The organism is Devosia submarina (genome assembly GCF_003056345.1).
Lineage (GTDB): Bacteria > Pseudomonadota > Alphaproteobacteria > Rhizobiales > Devosiaceae > Devosia > Devosia submarina.
On sequence record NZ_PYWB01000008.1, the window covers coordinates 1 to 15860 of the forward strand.

The following is a 15860-nucleotide window of genomic DNA, read 5'->3' on the forward strand; positions in this document are numbered from 1 at the left end:
AGGCCAGCGGTAAGATCCCAGGATCAGTCCACGTTCCTCGCGGCATGCTGGAATTTCGTGCGGACGCCTCGACACAGTACCACGACAAGAACCTGACTCAGGATCGACCCGTGATCCTGCATTGCGCCTCAGGTGGACGCTCCGCTCTGGGCGGCAAGACCCTCAAGGATATGGGTTATAAGAACGTCTACAATCTTGGTGGCTTCAAGGACTGGGTAGATGGCGGTGGCGAGGTCGAGAAAGTGTCCAAATAACCTTCGCTCCTAACCTGAGGCTTGAGACTCCTGTGAACGAGTGCCTGATGCACCTGCCGAGTGCTGTCTGCAGTGCGCCCTATTGCCGCCGTTCAGCGGCCTAACCGATCTACCCGAAAGCTGCCCTTCGGTCAGACACGTGCAACCTAGAATGGAGGCTCAATTTGGCCTCCCTGGGCGAATGGACGAAAGCCACTTCGGCCCGACGCGCGGCAACCTGAAAGTATCGGTGCCGCAGGCCGTTTCGACCGCCATGGAGACTCGCCAAGAAACTGCTCATCGGTGAAGCTTCTGGGTTCCCAACTAGATACGTCGAGGGATTTCTTGGCCAGTATCTCGTCAACAAATCGCTTCAGGAGTGATTTCCGTACCTGTACAGAGTAGATAAAGCGGAATTCCTGCTGGCGCAGCCCGTGTAGGGCTGGTGAACCCTCACCATACCTGTTCTCGGTTGACTGGTGCTCGTAAAGCACCGTCCATTTCTTACCTTGGCCGTCGGTCCTCTGCACCGTCTCTGCGAATTCGGAGTGTGGGTCTGTCGAGAAGGGCCAGTCGGGCAGTTGCGACTCCGTCACGTTCACGAGGGCGATCCATGGGGCGCCAACCCAGTTCTCTGCCCCTGTTTGCTCCAGCGTGGGTTCGCTCAAAACGGGCGTGAGAATTGTGGGGGCAATATCGCGATGGAATCCGATGTCATGTGGATACTTGTAGTGTCGCGGCAGGCTTCCATAATCAGGGTCAAGCCAGAAGTTATCGGTAAGTCGACACAGTAGCTCATCTAGGGCAAGCCACTGGTATTTTTTTCCGATGCGCTCCGTTCTCGGACGGTCGCGTGAATAGCGCATGCCGGATGCCCGATCATTGAGGAGTCGACGCTCAGTCCAGCCTAGCTGGTAGGCCCTATTGCCAACCCAGCGCTGTGCCTTACGCGGATCCGAATTTCCGGGCTTTTTCTTAGTCCTTACCGGCCGATGAATAACCTTCTCTTGCGCCTCGCTTCGATATCGCTCGAGCTCAGCCGGACTAAGTAGCGCCATAAACGCGTCCTCAGTCGCCTTAACGCGCTTTTGCCAAGCATCCACCGCCGCACGAGAGGGTGGTCTGCGGGTTTCGAATGGAGTGGTTGTTATCCTGGCCCGGTATGGGTTGGCAATTTTTTCTGAAGCAGAACTTCATGCACATCGACATTGGGCCGGCACGTAGCTGGAACGACGGCGCTGGTTCCCGGGATTCTGAGCCATGCCAAAGGCAATACAGAAAGCCGTCGATCTGATCGTAAAGGACACTTGGCCGAAGCGCCGGCTGCTCATCTACGTCACCTTGGCTTTCTGTGCCCTGCATATTGCTGCGGCCATGGGAGCTGCGATCGCTGCCAACGACATGACAGCCGTCCTTAACTTGGCTGGATCTGCCTTCCTGCTCGGCGGCACCACCCTCACGACCTACATCTTTGGCGCCAACAGCGACGACAAAGACAAACGCAAGCACCTGCCAACGGCAACACCGCCCACCACTAAGCAGGGCGAGTGATGCCCAGCATACGTTCCATTCTGATGTACGGGGCTGGTCTAGCAATCGCCATGCTGCTGGCCTTCATCGCCGTGCAATCCATCCAGCTAGACGCCATTTGAGCGCCGGCTAACCGTAACCCAAACAGAGCTGGCATCGGAGCGAGCCGCAAATGCTGGCCTGCGCACCGCAATTGCTGAGCTGGAGAGCAACGCTGCGCAGCGCACGGAACGGCAGACGGCTGTTTCAGAAGGCAAAGCGGCCATTGCTGCAACATCGAAAGGGCAGGACCGGCCGCTTTCGCCAGCAATGATTGAAGCGTTTCGTGCTGCGGACCGGATCGGAGATTTGCAATGAGGCGCCTTCTGACTTTCGCTGTTGCCGCTGTCCTTTGTCTGGCTGGCTGTGCTCGGCCGCCGATCGCTCCGGCGTCACTCCTTACATGCCTTGATCAGCCCAAATCCCCGTCTGGAAACGCCGCGGCGATGGACACTCACGGCGCCAACTATGTCGTCGATCTGGCTGCAGCCGGCCAAGATTGCCGCTCCAACCTCGGTTCCGTTCGCCGGTTACTAACAGCACCGGAGGCCGGCCGATGAGCGCCGACGAGATCAAGGTCTACATCGCAATTGCCGCATCTGTTGTGTCCATACTGGTCGCAGTCGGGGGCTTCCTAAAGTTACGATCTGCCATGGCGGTCACTGAAGCTCCGCAGAAGAAACGTGTCGACGATCTTGAGCAAGACGTCAAAGACCTGCACACGGAGCTCGGTGGCGTAAAGACAGGCTTGGAAGCAGGTATCAGCAAAGTTCAAGACAGCTTAGCAAGCCTGACTCACGCCTTGGGCGAAGTGAAGACAAAGGTCAAAATTCTTTTTGACCGCGACGGACGTGATGAAGCTCGTGCTGCAGCAGCGCAGACCTTCGCTGCCAAGCGGCCTGGCCGGCCGCGAAAGCCGGTGCCCTGATGGGTATGGGTCAAGGTTTCGGCGACTGGGGATCGGCGGTGCGGCAAGATCCGTCTGCCATCCTGGTGTTTCAGATCATCCGAGACTACGGCCTCGAGACCTCGCACGAACGCTGGAGCTGTATACATCCAAAGCGGCTCTACTCCTTGTCCCGAAAGGGTCAACGGCAGCTGGAGCGAAGGCAGGCAAAGGCGTCCTGAGCCTCACTCCCATCATGGCACGACGTATTGGGCCATGATCTCGCAAAGGCGCGCTTCTTCCAAAACACTCAAGACCATGGCGAGGCGTTCCGTTTTTTTACGGAAGCCAAGAAGACGCGGCGGCTGGCTGAGCTCGTGGGCCACAACGTCGACCACCATCCGAACAGGAGACCATGTTGACCCAGGCATTCGGCAAGCCGTTTGGTCGCCCAACCGCCCTCAACCGGCGGAGTGTCGACCAGCTTGAGCTGCATTGTGGGGATGAACTTGAGTGGTGAGGAATCGAGTGCAGATTCAGAGTCCGCGGACTGTCCGCCTTTTTGCGGGGGCTGGGCTTACGCCCGCCATGGATTACTCGTGTACATACTGGCTGACTCAATTCGCGTGACGAAATTGGTTCCGGCAAGGATCGGAGAGCTTATCCACAGCCCCAATCCTTCACGACCGGTGCAGGCGTGGAAGATTGGACTTGCGTCCTAAACGCGTCCTAATCCACGCGATGCTACATTGAGATGGAAAAGGCAAGGCCGGAAACCTGAGGATTTCCGGCCTAAATTTGGTAGCGAAGCCCAGATTTGAACTGGGGACACACGGATTATGATTCCGCTGCTCTAACCAACTGAGCTACTCCGCCTCATAGGCAGCTGGGCGAACCCAACGCTGCGACTTACTAATTTTACCACGGGTGCGTGTCAAGTCGCTAGAGCCTTGTTTCAATGCCGAGCTTCCAATGCTGTGATCGCATCGCGCACCAGCACCAGATCGGCTTCGAACTTGGCGCGCTCCAGCGCCTGCTTTTCCCGATCAGGAATGCGCAAGAGATAGGAAGGATGGTTTGTCACGTAAAGGGTCGTGCCATCGTCCATGGTGATTGGCGCACCACGCAATTTGCTGATGGTTGCCGTTCGGCCAAGAAGGCTTTGAGCCGCCGTTGCACCGAGCGCTACGATCACCTTGGGCTTGACGAACTCGATTTCGAGATTAAGCCAGAATCGGCAGGCGGTAATCTCCCCCCCATCGGGCTTCTGGTGAATACGTCGCTTGCCGCGCGGCTCGAACTTGAAGTGCTTGACCGCGTTCGTCACATACACGCGCGAGCGGTTGATACCGACCTTTTCGACAGCCGCGTCCAGCACCTTACCTGCCGGTCCGACAAACGGCTTGCCCGCCAGATCTTCCTGATCCCCAGGCTGCTCGCCCACAAACATGACTTGGGCATGTTCCGGCCCCTCGCCAAACACTGCCTGCGTGGCATGTTCGTAAAGCGGGCAACGCCGGCAACCCTGCACCGCGGCGCGGGCATCGGCCAAGGAAACGATCTCGCTTTCGGCTTCGGGCCTTATATCCTCCCGGGCCTTTTGCCGCACATGCCGCGATGGCGGCAAACTGGCTACGCGCTCAATCATGTCCTGCTCTGCTTCTCGTGCGCCGCGAATAAGGGGAGCAATGAGTTCGGCCTCGGGCAGGTTGCGCCAATATTTCACCGGCATCTCTGACTTCATCATCGCGACCTTGAGCCGCGCTGGATTGAAGATGGAGGAGAAATACGTCTTCCAATCGGCCTCGACTGCATCATCCTCGGGCACATCGGATTTCTGGCCGCCGGGACCGAACGCCAGGCTTTCCCCGTCCCAGAACGCCGATGCATAGGGGGTCACAATGGCCCAGATCATGCCGGCGAACCGACGCGCGAAGAATGGTGCAGTCATCTCGAGGCAATAGTGCTCTGGCTCAAACCACGCGGCGAACCGCTCAAGCCCAGTGTCGTCCCGAATGGATCGGAAGCGCACAAAGGCCTTCATCTTGTGGCTGTCGCGGCGCACGGCACTCGCCAGCCGTACAAGGCGGGTAACATCAGGATCGGACGACACTTCCAGAATAGATCGATCCGCCTGCAGCCGCCAGAGCAGGCGGTACAGCAAGGCGAAGCGCTCCGGATCGGAATTGGCGATGGCCGTCCGGGCCAGCTCGATAAAGGCTGGCGGAACCGATCCAACAGGCTGCTTGCCACTCGGAGGCTCGCCATCCCCACCGAACAGGCCAGCATCGGAGGCCGGATCGCGCCACTCCACATCTTCGGGCGCAATGCCCGCCTGCAGCAAACCGCGCGCTGCTTTCCGCCATTCCTCGAAATCGTTTAGCGCCTGTAGGGTGATGGTTTGCATTAAAACAGGCTAAGTTGCTCCGGTTGGGGCGTCAGCCTGGCGCGCAGGCGGGCATCGTCTGTGAGCCCGCCCGGTGTCCAATCCACCGCTTCGATGAACGGGCGAACCTTGTCGATCGATCCAGCGATCCGCGCAACATCATCAAGCCGCAAGCTATGGTGCCGCCGCGTCTGGATCATCTTGTCGATGCTCTTAATGCCAAGCCCCGGCACGCGCAGCAGCATTTCCCGATCGGCGCGATTAACATCGACTGGGAAGCGATGGCGGTTCTTGAGCGCCCAGGCGAGCTTCGGATCGACTTGCAGATCCAGCAGCCCCCCTTCCCCGCCCGAGACAATCTCGGGCACATCGAAGCCATAAAAGCGGATCAGCCAATCGGCCTGGTAGAGCCGATGCTCGCGCATGAGCGGTGGCGGCTTGAGCGGCAGGCGGGAGCTTGAATCGGGAATCGGCGAGAAAGCGGAATAGTAAACCCGGCGCAGCTTGTAGCCCGAATAAAGCCCCGCAGCCCGGTGCAAAATTGCGCCATCGTCAGCACCATCAGCGCCCACGATCATCTGTGTGGATTGGCCTGCCGGTGCAAATTTTTCCGGCTTTGCCTTGGCCTTTTTCTCCGGCTCGGCTTCATCCAGCTTGCCGCGGACGCGAGCCATGGCGGTGCGAATTTCGCTCGGGTTTTTTTCGGGCGCGAGATCGGCAAGGCCGATGTCGGTGGGCATTTCGATGTTGGTGGAGAGCCGGTCCGCCCAGCGGCCGGCTTCGGCAAGGAGTTCGGGCGCGGCGTTGGGGATGAGCTTGAGGTGGATATAGCCAGCAAATTTGTGCACCTCGCGCAGGGTGCGCGCGACGCGGACCAGTTCCTCCATTGTATAGTCGGGCGAACGGATAATGCCCGAGGACAGGAACAGGCCTTCGATGTAATTTCGCTTGTAAAAATCAAGGGTTAGCTGCACCACCTCTTCCACGGAAAAGCGAGCGCGCTGCACGTTGGACGACGAGCGATTGACGCAGTAAACGCAGTCATAAACGCAGAAATTGGTCAGCAGGATCTTGAGCAGGCTGATGCAGCGACCGTCTGGCGCATAGGAGTGGCAGATGCCGCTGCCCTCGGTTGACCCTATGCCGCCAGTGCCCGCGCTGGAGCGTTTTTCCGTCCCGCTTGAAGCGCAGGAGGCGTCGTATTTGGCAGCGTCAGACAGGATAGCGAGCTTGCGGCGGAGTGACAGAACGGTCATTAAGTGTTCACCCATTGTTCACTTTGACACTAACCTAAGCGCTTTAAAGTGCACACCAAAAAAGACATGTCTCGACAGATCGTGAAGCGTTCCGCTCTCCGTGGATTGTTCAGCTAAACGCACCAGTTTGTCGCTATTGTCCACCTCTTCCTCCCCATGCGTTTCCACTACATTGTTCTCAACAACGGCGCACAGCGCCAGACAGGAGACACGATCATGACGCTCGAACTTGGAGGCATTCACCACCTCACGGCAGTGACGGCCGAGGCAAAGAAGAATCTGGCATTTTATACCCAAACCCTGGGCATGCGGTTGATCAAGAAGACCGTGAATCAGGACGACACCACGGCCTATCACCTGTTCTATGGTGATGGCGTGGCCTCCCCTGGCGCCGACCTCACCTTCTTCGACTTCGATGCCGCCCGCGAGCAGCGTGGCAATCACACGGTGAGCCGCACCGGTCTGCGTGTCGACAGCGAAGAGAGCCTGAACTGGTGGAAGAACCATTTGCAGACGCACAATGTCGGCACCTCGGCCATCAAGGAGCGCAATGGTCATCTCTCCCTCGACTTCGAGGATTTCGAGGGCCAGCGCTTTCGGCTGGTGACAGACAGCGCCAACAAGGTCGTGCCCTGGGCCAAGTCGCCCGTACCGGCCGAGCGACAGATCATCGGGCTTGGACCGATTTCGTTGGCCGTGCCACGGCTGGAACCGACCGAGGCGATGCTGACGCAGGTGATGAACATGCGAAAGGTGCGCTCTTATCCAGCAGCTAACGGGATGGCAGAAACCCATGTCTTCGAGATGGGTCCGGGCGGTCCGGCTGCAGAGCTGCATGTGGTAGTTGATCCCAGCGTCAAGCCAGCGCGGCCCGGCGCGGGCGGCGTGCACCACGTCGCCTTCCGCACGCCCGACCAGGACAGCTTGCGCGAGTGGATCCGGCACACCCAAAAGTTCGGCATCCGCTCCAGCGGGGAAGTCGAGCGGTTCTATTTCACCTCGCTCTACTTCCGCGAGCCCAATGGCATCCTGTTCGAGATCGCGACGGACGTCCCCGGCTTTGCCGCCGACGAGCCGATGGAATCCCTGGGCGAAACCCTGTCCCTGCCGCCTTTCCTGGAAAGCCGCCGGGCCAGCATTGAGGCCAATCTCAAGCCTCTGGTTTAAGAAGAGCGTAATCCCTAGAAGTCGTGAACGGCGCCACCCCGGCGCCGTTCATGCTTGGGGAGCATCATGGCCGCCATCATCAAAACGATTATCGGCTCGGTGCCCCATCTTCTGCTCGGGGCGGCCCTGCTGCTTTATGTGCCCTGGACGCTGGGCATTCCCGGCACGCCAGATGCCGACTATGCGGATGGCTGGTATATCGGGTTCTACGGGATCAACTTCTTTATCGCTGTTTATGCCATTCTGGGCGTGCTCGGCGTTATTTCGCGCTTCAACTGGCTCCCCATTCCTTTTCGCTGGATCAGGCTAGGGCTCTGGTGCAGCGCCGGCGCCTTTGCACTTGCCATGGCAATCGCCATCTACGCCGTCCTTAATTGACGGCAGGCACTGCATCGGGCTTCAGCGCCTTGGCCGTTTGCACCAATTGCAAAAATTCGTTGCGATAGCCGCTTTCATCCGTGCCGCGGCCAGATCGCGCCAGCGCAGCAATGGCGTCCCAGCTCATTTCGCCGCTGTAATTGCTTCCTCGCAGTTTCTGCCCAAAGGCGGCAATGGCTGCAGCGAAGCGCATGTCATCGCTTGCTTGAGCGATATCGGAATGGACCATGTCGGACGTAATGGGCTGCTCGATGAGTTGGCTGACCTCACTCTGGGGCAGCTTGTAGCGCAGACGAAGGAACGCCCATTCCCCCGAGCGTGCAATGGGTTGGCTGGCGGAACCATAGCGCAGCGGATCAACCAGTTCGCCACCAGATCCAACAGGCGTGATTTCATAAAGCGCGGTGACACTGTGGCCTGCACCGATGTCGCCAGCATCGACCTTGTCATTGTTGAAATCCTCGCGGTTGAGGGCCCGCGTCTCATAGCCGATCAACCGGTACTCGCTGACCATTGCCGGGTTGAACTCCACCTGGATCTTGACGTCCTTGGCAATCATTTCGAGCGTGCCGCCAATCTCCTGGACGAGCACCTTCTGGGCCTCGCGGAAATCGCTGATGTAGCTGGCATTGCCGTTCCCGTTCTGCGCCAGCGCCTGCATGGTATCATCGCCCAGATTGCCCCGCCCGAAGCCAAGTACGGACAAAGTGATGCCACTGTCGCGCCTGGCCTTGATGAAGTCCTCGAGCTGTTCGGGGTCCTCGATCCCGACATTGAAGTCGCCATCGGTGGCCAGGATCACCCGATTGGTGCCATCAGCAACCTTGTGCTGTTCAGCAAGGCGATAGGCCAGCTCGATCCCGTCGGCGCCAGCAGTGCTGCCGCCGGCCCATAGATTGTCCAGCGCTTGGAGGATCGTCGCCTTGTTCGTGGCCGCGGTGGGCTCCAGCGCCACGCCAGCCGACCCGGCATAGGTCACAATCGATATGGTGTCATTGGCCGAGAGTTGATCAAGCAAAAGCGCAAAGGCGCGTTTCAGCAACGGCAGCTTGTCCGGTTCATCCATGGACCCTGACGTATCGATCAGGAACACCAGATTAGCCGGCTTGTCTTCCCCAGCGGGAGGGACATGGCCCTTGATTCCAATCTGCAGCAATTGCGTCCGCGTATTCCACGGCGTGGGATAGATCGCAATGGTCGGCTGGAAAGGCACAGCAGCGTCTTGGGCAGCCGGATAGTCATAGGGGAAATAGTTGATCATCTCCTCGATGCGCACGGCGTCTGGCTCGGGCAAGAAGCCGTCTTCCAGCATGCTGCGCATATAGGAATAGCTCGCCGTATCCACATCGATCGAAAAGGTGGAGACGGGCTCCTCGGCCACGAGCTTGAGACGCTGTTCCTCAAAAGAGGTGAACTGATCGCCGGCAGGCAGGGGCGGCACTACCACCATGTCGCTCATTGGCGCAAAGCTGGTCGTTGGCACTTCCATGGCCGCCCCACCCTGGCTCAGCATGGGTGCGGGTGCGACCGGAGGTGGTGGCGCCGGCATGGATTCCATCATCGCGGCGCTGTCGGCCGCAGTTCCAATCTCGCTTTCCAATGGCTCTGGCGCGGCGGGTGCCTGGGTCCGACTGTCCTGCGGCTGCTTGGCGAGGTCCTGGCGAGGTGGAGGTACCTGCGCGGGGGCTGGCGCAGTCGTTTCGCTGATCGGCGAGGGCACCTGGGTCATCGATGTGGTGAGATAAAGCTGATAGCCAAGTGGCAGCACAAGCAATGCAATAGCCGCTGTGCCGATAGGCAGACGCATATCCATGATCGTTTTCCCTCCGGGGAAGTTGATGATGGATTTAAGACGCCGGCCCCAAGGATTTCCTTTGGGAGCATTGACGGTTTTTGCGGCTGAATTCTCGAACGCTGCCATTCCCGCAGCCAAGGCGGCCTGGCGCGCTTCAGCTCGCGCTGGCGGCACGCTTGTGTCCTTGAGGCGGTTCAGCGGATCGCCGGGCATGTCATTGCTCATAGCAAGCCCCTCAGGGTTTTGCGTGCCTCATGCACATGAAACGACACGGTGGCTTCCTTGATGTTCATGATTTCGGCGGCTGCTGCATGGCTCAGCTCTTCGGCATAAACCAGCAAGACCGCGTCGCGCTGCTTTTCCGGCAGTCGGCGCACCGCTGCCCAGAGCTGCTTGCTGGTCGCGGCTTCTTCCTGGTCCGCTGGATGCTCGTCGGGTGTTATTTGCCGCAAGGCATCAACATGGCGTCCTCGCCGCTGGCGCGACCGCTGAAGATCGCGAACGGCATTGAGCGTGATGCGATACACCCAGCTCGAAAAAGCACTGCGCCCATCAAAGCCCGCAATGGCCTGCCCCAGCTTGATGCAGACATCCTGCGCCACGTCCTCGGCATCATCGCCATTGCCGCACCATTTCCAGGCCGTGCGGTAAATGCGCTCGTAATGCTGTTCCAGCAACAGGGCGAAAGCCTGCCCATCGCCATTGCGCGCGCGCACCACCAGCGCCTGCGTGATGGCCTGTGCATGGTCGATCGTTTCTGCGGCAGTCCCATCCATCGCCGGCGCATGCACCACAAGCTTACCTTTGGCCCGATCTTAGTGGTAAGACGAGCCGGCCAGGCCAATCCTTTGGCTGGAGCGAAGAATATTTAAAGGCCAATAGCATGGACGATCCCAAACAAAGCCCCTTTGCGCTGAACCGCGGCCGCGTGCTGATCCTGGCCTTGGGTCTGTTGATCGTGCTGATCACCATATCCATGTGGCATGGCGGCATTGATTCTTATCAGGCGCTGCGCGCGGCCAATGCGGAAGCGACAACTGCGGCACCGGGGCAGAACCCTGCCAGCCAAACGCCGGCCGAGTAGCGCCCTGGCTCGTCACCCTCGGGCGAAGACCCGAGGGCTCTTTACTTAATGCACGCCGGGCAAGTGCAGTGCCCTCGGGTCTGCGTCCGAGGGTGACAATCTGATGAAGGCTGATCTCTTGGTGCTTAAGCAGCAAACACCTGCGGCACGGCTTCCGCGATGAACCCGCCGCCCCAAACCTCCGATGTGGCGGTATCATCCGCATAGAAGACGCAGGCCTGCCCCGGCGAGATGCCATACTCGCCTGACACCAGCGTCACGAACACCTCGCCATCGCGCTGCTGGATCACCGCCGGCTGTGGCCCGCGCGTGGAGCGCACCTTGACCTCGACCGGCGCACCATTGCCCGCCGACATTTCGGCCAATGGTCGGGCGCCGAGCCAGTTCACATCGCGCAGACGCACGGTGTGGGTCTTGAGCGCTTCGCGGGGCCCTACGATGACCCGGCTTGTCTTGTGCTCGAGCTTGATCACGTAGAGCGGCTCGGCGGCCGCAACGCCCAGGCCCTTGCGCTGGCCGATCGTGTAATTGACGATGCCATTGTGGGTGCCGAGCACACGGCCATCGAGGTGAACGATCTCGCCCGTGGCGACTGCCTCGGGATGCATCTTGCGGATGATGTCTGCGTATCTGCCCTGCGGCACGAAGCAGATGTCCTGCGAATCATGCTTTTCGGCGATCTCCAGGCCCATCTCGCGCGCCAGCGCACGCACTTCGGCCTTCCCCATGCCACCCAAGGGGAAGCGCAGATAGTCGAGCTGCTCCTGCGTGGTGGCGAACAGGAAATAGGTCTGGTCGCGTTCGGCATCGACAGGTCGGAACAATTGCCGCCTTCCGTTCTCGCCCAGGCGCGACTGCACATAATGTCCTGTTGCCAGCGCATCGGCGCCCAGATCCTGCGCCACGGCCATCAAATCCACGAACTTGACGCTCTGGTTGCAGGCAATGCACGGCACTGGCGTTTCGCCCTGCTGATAGGCATTGGCAAAGGGGGCAATCACCGACTTCTTGAAGCGCTCTTCATAATCGAGCACGTAATGGGGAATGCCCAGAGTCGCGGCAACCCGGCGCGCATCATGGATGTCCTGCCCAGCGCAGCAGGCCCCTTTGCGGAACGTCGCTTCGCCGTGATCGTAAAGCTGGAGCGTTACCCCCACCACGTCATAGCCCTGGCGGGCAAGCAGGCCGGCAACGACCGATGAATCCACGCCTCCGGACATCGCGACAACAATGCGCGTGTCTTCGGGGCGCTTGGCAATATCAAGCGAGTTCAGCATTTTTCCTTTGTATCCGGTTGGGTTCAAGGGCCAGCGGATGAATGGCGGCGTTTTACGCCGATAAGGAGTTATGGGCAACAGCGACGCAACCCGGCAAGTCTTGCCGGTCAAACCCGCCTTTGTTGCCGTGAGTTGATAGGGCGCAGGGGCTTTTGCCATTAACGGGTAAAGCTAAGGGCATGAGAACAGGCGCTATTTTCCTGCGGGTCTGACTTGGCACCGCGCTTGCATCCCCTTTGGGGAATATCCTTATGACGGGTGCAGGCAATTGGCATCACATCTCACGATCACGAGCGGCGCGGCCCCAAGCACTGGTTCTGCGCGCCCATTCAATGGGCAGGCCCCTGGCTCGGATAAGGACACCGAAGCACCAAACGCCTTTGCCGCATTGCTGGGTCTTGCCGGGATGGAGAGCGAAACGCCCGCGGCCGACGCCGTTGAGCCCTTCTCTGCTGTTGCGCCTGGCGCCGAGCAATTGCCCGCTGAACATCCCGATGCCTTGGCTGCTGCACTCAACGCCGTGCTGCCACTGGCCGATGCTCCGGAGACCGACGCCAAGCAATTGCTCAACGAGCTGCTGGCGAGCCTGACCGATCTCAAGACCAAGCTGGATGCCGGCGAGCCGCTTGATGCGGCGTTTCTGGAGGAGCTTAACGGGCAGCTGGATGCGCTGGGCGAGGCGCTCGGCATCGACCTTGCTGCCGTCCCTGCCCTTCAAGACCTTGCGGCCCTGCTGAAGGCTCCTGTGCCAGAGGACGCAAGCCTTGCCAGCAGGCTTTCGGCCGGTATCGCCCCGCTCGCAAGCTTGCTGATCGAGGGCAATGGGACGTCCGAGCCACATGCAGCGGCCCTTGGCAAGCAAGTGGGGGAAAAGCTGGGGGCTTTGCTGGCCGCTCTCGAAAACGGCGCAATCCCGCAGGATAAGCTCGCTCAGCTTGGCCTTTCTGCCGAGGCTGATCCGAACCTCAAGCTCGCCATCGCCAAATTGATGGCGACAATGGACAAGCCGGACGCGTCACCGGCCACGCCGGTCCTCGCCAAGCCTGAGCTGCAGCTCAGCGAGCCCGTGCTGACCGGCAAGGCTTCGGAAGCCCCTGTTGAGCCTGCGCCCGGAGCAAGCCTCGAAACCCCGCCGGTCCTTGCATCGGACGGGCAGGATCCAAACGCGGGCGACAGGAATGACGGCAAGCCGGCCGATCACAAGGCCGCAGCCACCGTGATCGCAGTGGGTGCGGCTGAGGCCAATTCCGAGCCGCAATCGGCACCGGGGCCGCAGCCCGCCGCTCGCGCCGAGATTGTGGCAGCGCCGCGCGTGGTGCAGACCGGGTACCAGACCAGCCAGCAGCAGCTGAACCTTCCTCAGATCGCATTTGAGCTGGCGCGGCAGACAAGTGAAGGCAATACGCGCTTCCAGATCCGCCTTGATCCCGCAGAACTGGGGCGGATCGATGTGCAGCTCGACATCGACAAGTCGGGCCAGGTCAATGCTCGCCTCGTGGTAGAAAAAGCCGAAACGCTGGATCTGATGCAGCGCGATCAGCGCGGGCTGGAAAAGGCGCTCCATCAGGCAGGGCTCGACAGCGCGAAAACCAATCTTGAATTCTCACTCAAGCAAAACAATGGCGGGGATTCGCAGCAGCAGGGCCGCAATGGCAATGGGCGCCAGGCGCAAGGCAACAACGGACTTGCCGAAAGCAGCGACGTGCCGCCCACCATCAACCTTTATCGCGCGAGCCTTTCGGCCAGCGGCGTCAACATTCTCGCCTAGGGAGCACCAGCCATGGCCACGATCGAAAGCATCGCCGCTGCCAGCAACAGCAAGGTCGCCCAGTCTCGCGCAACCATTGCGGACAATTTCGACACCTTTCTCAATATCCTGACGACGCAGCTGAAGAACCAGAACCCGCTGGACCCGCTCGACACCAACCAGTTCACCCAGCAGTTGGTGCAGTTCACGGGTGTGGAACAGCAGCTCAAGACCAATGAGTTCCTGGAAACGCTGATGCTCTCGACCCAGAACACCGCCAAGTCCGAGGCCGTGAGCTATATCGGCAAGCAGGTGACGGCATCGGGCCGGACGGGCGAGCTCACCGACGACAAGGCCGTGTTCTGGGCCTATGACGCCGAGGCCGCCGTTGCCAATGCTACCGTCACCATCAAGAATGCCAGCGGCAGCGTAGTGTATACGGAAACCGGATCGCTCAATGCCGGCCCCGGCACGTTCCGCTGGGACGGCAAGACCAGCGACAACAACGTCGCTCCCAACGGCACCTATACGATCGAGATCAAGGGCACCAATCTGAGCGGCAACAACATCGCTGTCAGCACCTCCTCGGTGGGCGTGGTGACGGGCGTCGACTTCACAGGCGATGTGCCGATCCTGACCGTTGGCAATCGCAAGGTCGCCATCACGGACGTCACCGATGTGCGCGTGCCCTCGTCCGAGCCGGCAAGTCCAGCCAGCTGAACCGGCTGATACGACACAGTTTTCCACATCGGCAGGCGCCCTCCCATGGGCGCTTTTTACTTCAGGAAGTTGAATCCAATTGCTTGAAATTCAACGTCATTCTTAACCTGTTGTCCATTTCCCCTTAGCTGAATTTTAAGGCCGCTGCCCTACTCTCTTCCTCATATGGTCAGGTTGAGTAGAGAGTAAAATGACCGTACAAATGCGTCCACGCGTTAAGTACGTTATCGGACCGGACGGAAGTCCGCTCACGATTGCAGACCTTCCCCCCGCCAATACGCGGAGGTGGGTCATCCGCCGTAAAGCCGAAGTCGTCGCAGCAGTGCGCGGCGGTCTGCTCAGCCTCGAAGAGGCCTGCGATCGCTACACGCTGAGCGTCGATGAATTCCTCAACTGGCAGGCCGCCATCGACAAACATGGCCTGGCCGGTCTGCGGACCACCTGGATACAGCATTACCGCGAAGGGTGAGACACGACGGGCCTAGCCCGGCAAATCGCTCCAGTGGAGCGATTTGAGTGTCGAACGCCCTGAGCGCGAGCAAAGGGCCGGTAAGCTCCAGCAAGAAATCAAACCCGCCAGCGCAAGCCGGCGGGTTTTTTGTTTGGCGGGCAATGCCATTCACCCTTCGACAAGCCCAGGATGAGGTTCAGCGGCTCACCGCGTCTGCAACAGACCTCATGGTGAGCCTGTCCAACCACGAGATCGTGCCCCCTACGGCGTCTCCGCCCCCATCCACCTTGCTCCCGCTTCACGGCCCATCAAGCGCTCGTAGTAAGCCTGCACCGCCGCATAATCCGGCTTCTCTGCCGGCACGCTCATCCAGCGGTGGATCGACAAGCCCAGAGCGATGTCGGCAATGGTGAACTCGTCGCCCACAACGTACGGCGCTCCCTTAGCCAATTGCCCTTCAAGGATCTCCATCTTGGCGCCCCAACGCTGCATGGATTGCGCGATCCTGTCCGGATCGTCATAACCCGGCGTCTTGCGGATCAGGGCGTTGACGGCATAGCCCCAGGGCGGATTGAGCTCGGACGCCTGCCAGCCCAGCCATTGCAGCGCCAGCGCGCGTGATTCCAGATGCTGGGGCAAGAGCACGCCTTCGCGCTCGGCCAGGTAAACCAGGATCGCGTTGCTTTCCCAAAGCACGAACTCCCCCTCGATCAGCACCGGCACCTGTCCATTGGGATTGAGCCGGAGGAACTCGGGCACCTTGGGATCGCGGATCGGCATGCCCCAATCTTCGCGCTCGTAGCGCAGGTTCAACTCGTCGAGCGCCCACAAAACCTTGCGCACATTGATCGACGTCACACGGCCCAGAATTTGGAGCATCACCTGTTTCCCTCTTTGTCCTGCCAGGCAGT

Annotated in this window: 16 protein-coding genes and 1 tRNA gene; 9 read left to right on the top strand and 8 right to left on the bottom strand. The window is 60.0% G+C overall.

The annotated features are described in order from the left end of the window. The coding region (locus tag DDE77_RS12665) for a rhodanese-like domain-containing protein (protein ID WP_281261304.1) at positions 1 to 254 on the top strand (254 nt) is incomplete at its 5' end. 146 nt (positions 255 to 400) lie between these two features. Here DDE77_RS12665 and DDE77_RS12670 read toward each other — a convergent pair. Beyond that, entirely contained in the window at positions 401 to 1099 is a 699-nt protein-coding gene (locus tag DDE77_RS12670; RefSeq protein ID WP_157959813.1) for a hypothetical protein, read from the bottom strand. Positions 1100 to 1493: 394 nt separating this feature from the next. On the opposite strand from DDE77_RS12670, the gene DDE77_RS12675 reads away from it, so the two are divergent. Further along, the gene (locus tag DDE77_RS12675; RefSeq protein ID WP_108397850.1) at positions 1494 to 1784 is read left to right on the top strand and encodes a hypothetical protein; all 291 of its coding nucleotides are present in this window, start codon (positions 1494 to 1496) and stop codon (positions 1782 to 1784) included. Positions 1785 to 2358: 574 nt separating this feature from the next. Further along, complete coding sequence (locus DDE77_RS12680; RefSeq protein ID WP_108397851.1) at positions 2359 to 2730, top strand: hypothetical protein; 372 nt, start codon at positions 2359 to 2361, stop codon at positions 2728 to 2730. A 757-nt stretch (positions 2731 to 3487) separates the two neighbouring features. Here DDE77_RS12680 and DDE77_RS12690 read toward each other — a convergent pair. The 3 genes from DDE77_RS12690 to DDE77_RS12700 all read right to left on the bottom strand — a co-directional run bounded on the left by DDE77_RS12690 (position 3488) and on the right by DDE77_RS12700 (position 6330). Beyond that, positions 3488 to 3564 (bottom strand) — tRNA-Met (locus tag DDE77_RS12690). Between the two features lie 79 nt (positions 3565 to 3643). Then, a complete protein-coding gene (locus DDE77_RS12695) occupies positions 3644 to 5095 on the bottom strand; it encodes a UdgX family uracil-DNA binding protein (RefSeq protein ID WP_108397853.1) in 1452 nt (483 codons plus the stop codon). After that, complete coding sequence (locus DDE77_RS12700) at positions 5095 to 6330, bottom strand: putative DNA modification/repair radical SAM protein (protein WP_108397854.1); 1236 nt, start codon at positions 6328 to 6330, stop codon at positions 5095 to 5097. The genes DDE77_RS12695 and DDE77_RS12700 overlap by 1 nt, the downstream gene beginning before the upstream one ends. Positions 6331 to 6546: 216 nt before the next feature. On the opposite strand from DDE77_RS12700, the gene DDE77_RS12705 reads away from it, so the two are divergent. Both DDE77_RS12705 and DDE77_RS12710 read left to right on the top strand, forming a co-directional pair. Next, a complete protein-coding gene (locus DDE77_RS12705; protein WP_108398094.1) occupies positions 6547 to 7497 on the top strand; it encodes a ring-cleaving dioxygenase in 951 nt (316 codons plus the stop codon). 66 nt (positions 7498 to 7563) lie between these two features. After that, a complete protein-coding gene (locus DDE77_RS12710) occupies positions 7564 to 7875 on the top strand; it encodes a hypothetical protein (protein WP_108397855.1) in 312 nt (103 codons plus the stop codon). Here DDE77_RS12710 and DDE77_RS12715 read toward each other — a convergent pair. After that, positions 7868 to 9895 carry a vWA domain-containing protein gene (locus tag DDE77_RS12715; protein ID WP_108397856.1) on the bottom strand — a complete coding sequence of 676 codons (2028 nt, stop codon included), beginning with the start codon at positions 9893 to 9895 and terminating at the stop codon, positions 7868 to 7870. The two genes, DDE77_RS12710 and DDE77_RS12715, sit on opposite strands and share 8 nt — an antisense overlap. After that, a complete protein-coding gene (locus tag DDE77_RS12720) occupies positions 9892 to 10446 on the bottom strand; it encodes an RNA polymerase sigma factor (protein ID WP_108397857.1) in 555 nt (184 codons plus the stop codon). Before DDE77_RS12720 ends, DDE77_RS12715 begins: the two co-directional genes overlap by 4 nt. Positions 10447 to 10553: 107 nt before the next feature. Between DDE77_RS12720 and DDE77_RS12725 the strand changes: the two genes are divergently transcribed. Next, entirely contained in the window at positions 10554 to 10754 is a 201-nt protein-coding gene (locus DDE77_RS12725) for a hypothetical protein (RefSeq protein WP_108397858.1), read from the top strand. A gap of 125 nt (positions 10755 to 10879) precedes the next feature. Here the strand turns inward: DDE77_RS12725 and mnmA are convergent, their stop codons facing one another. Next, a complete protein-coding gene (mnmA, locus tag DDE77_RS12730) occupies positions 10880 to 12031 on the bottom strand; it encodes a tRNA 2-thiouridine(34) synthase MnmA (protein ID WP_108397859.1) in 1152 nt (383 codons plus the stop codon). 268 nt (positions 12032 to 12299) lie between these two features. On the opposite strand from mnmA, the gene DDE77_RS12735 reads away from it, so the two are divergent. The 3 genes from DDE77_RS12735 to sciP all read left to right on the top strand — a co-directional run bounded on the left by DDE77_RS12735 (position 12300) and on the right by sciP (position 14967). Next, positions 12300 to 13799: a flagellar hook-length control protein FliK gene (locus DDE77_RS12735; RefSeq protein WP_108397860.1), complete on the top strand. Its 1500-nt coding sequence runs from the start codon at positions 12300 to 12302 to the stop codon at positions 13797 to 13799. Between the two features lie 12 nt (positions 13800 to 13811). Beyond that, positions 13812 to 14498 (top strand): flagellar hook assembly protein FlgD, encoded by a 687-nt coding sequence (locus tag DDE77_RS12740; RefSeq protein ID WP_108397861.1) that lies wholly within the window; start codon positions 13812 to 13814, stop codon positions 14496 to 14498. Positions 14499 to 14688: 190 nt separating this feature from the next. After that, entirely contained in the window at positions 14689 to 14967 is a 279-nt protein-coding gene (gene sciP / locus DDE77_RS12745; RefSeq protein WP_035102845.1) for a CtrA inhibitor SciP, read from the top strand. A 243-nt stretch (positions 14968 to 15210) separates the two neighbouring features. Here sciP and DDE77_RS12750 read toward each other — a convergent pair whose 3' ends face one another. Beyond that, positions 15211 to 15828 carry a glutathione S-transferase family protein gene (locus DDE77_RS12750; protein ID WP_108397862.1) on the bottom strand — a complete coding sequence of 206 codons (618 nt, stop codon included), beginning with the start codon at positions 15826 to 15828 and terminating at the stop codon, positions 15211 to 15213. Positions 15829 to 15860 lie beyond the last annotated feature (32 nt).

Excerpts from the sequence above, each read along its gene's own strand:
- DDE77_RS12670 (WP_157959813.1), bottom strand. The coding sequence starts at position 1,099 with ATGCGCTATTCACGCGACCGTCCGAGAACGGAGCGCATCGGAAAAAAA.
- DDE77_RS12675 (WP_108397850.1), top strand. The coding sequence starts at position 1,494 with ATGCCAAAGGCAATACAGAAAGCCGTCGATCTGATCGTAAAGGACACT.
- DDE77_RS12680 (WP_108397851.1), top strand. The coding sequence starts at position 2,359 with ATGAGCGCCGACGAGATCAAGGTCTACATCGCAATTGCCGCATCTGTT.
- DDE77_RS12695 (WP_108397853.1), bottom strand. The coding sequence starts at position 5,095 with ATGCAAACCATCACCCTACAGGCGCTAAACGATTTCGAGGAATGGCGG.
- DDE77_RS12700 (WP_108397854.1), bottom strand. The coding sequence starts at position 6,330 with ATGACCGTTCTGTCACTCCGCCGCAAGCTCGCTATCCTGTCTGACGCT.
- DDE77_RS12705 (WP_108398094.1), top strand. The coding sequence starts at position 6,547 with ATGACGCTCGAACTTGGAGGCATTCACCACCTCACGGCAGTGACGGCC.
- DDE77_RS12710 (WP_108397855.1), top strand. The coding sequence starts at position 7,564 with ATGGCCGCCATCATCAAAACGATTATCGGCTCGGTGCCCCATCTTCTG.
- DDE77_RS12715 (WP_108397856.1), bottom strand. The coding sequence starts at position 9,895 with ATGAGCAATGACATGCCCGGCGATCCGCTGAACCGCCTCAAGGACACA.
- DDE77_RS12720 (WP_108397857.1), bottom strand. The coding sequence starts at position 10,446 with ATGGATGGGACTGCCGCAGAAACGATCGACCATGCACAGGCCATCACG.
- DDE77_RS12725 (WP_108397858.1), top strand. The coding sequence starts at position 10,554 with ATGGACGATCCCAAACAAAGCCCCTTTGCGCTGAACCGCGGCCGCGTG.
- mnmA (WP_108397859.1), bottom strand. The coding sequence starts at position 12,031 with ATGCTGAACTCGCTTGATATTGCCAAGCGCCCCGAAGACACGCGCATT.
- DDE77_RS12740 (WP_108397861.1), top strand. The coding sequence starts at position 13,812 with ATGGCCACGATCGAAAGCATCGCCGCTGCCAGCAACAGCAAGGTCGCC.
- sciP (WP_035102845.1), top strand. The coding sequence starts at position 14,689 with ATGACCGTACAAATGCGTCCACGCGTTAAGTACGTTATCGGACCGGAC.
- DDE77_RS12750 (WP_108397862.1), bottom strand. The coding sequence starts at position 15,828 with ATGCTCCAAATTCTGGGCCGTGTGACGTCGATCAATGTGCGCAAGGTT.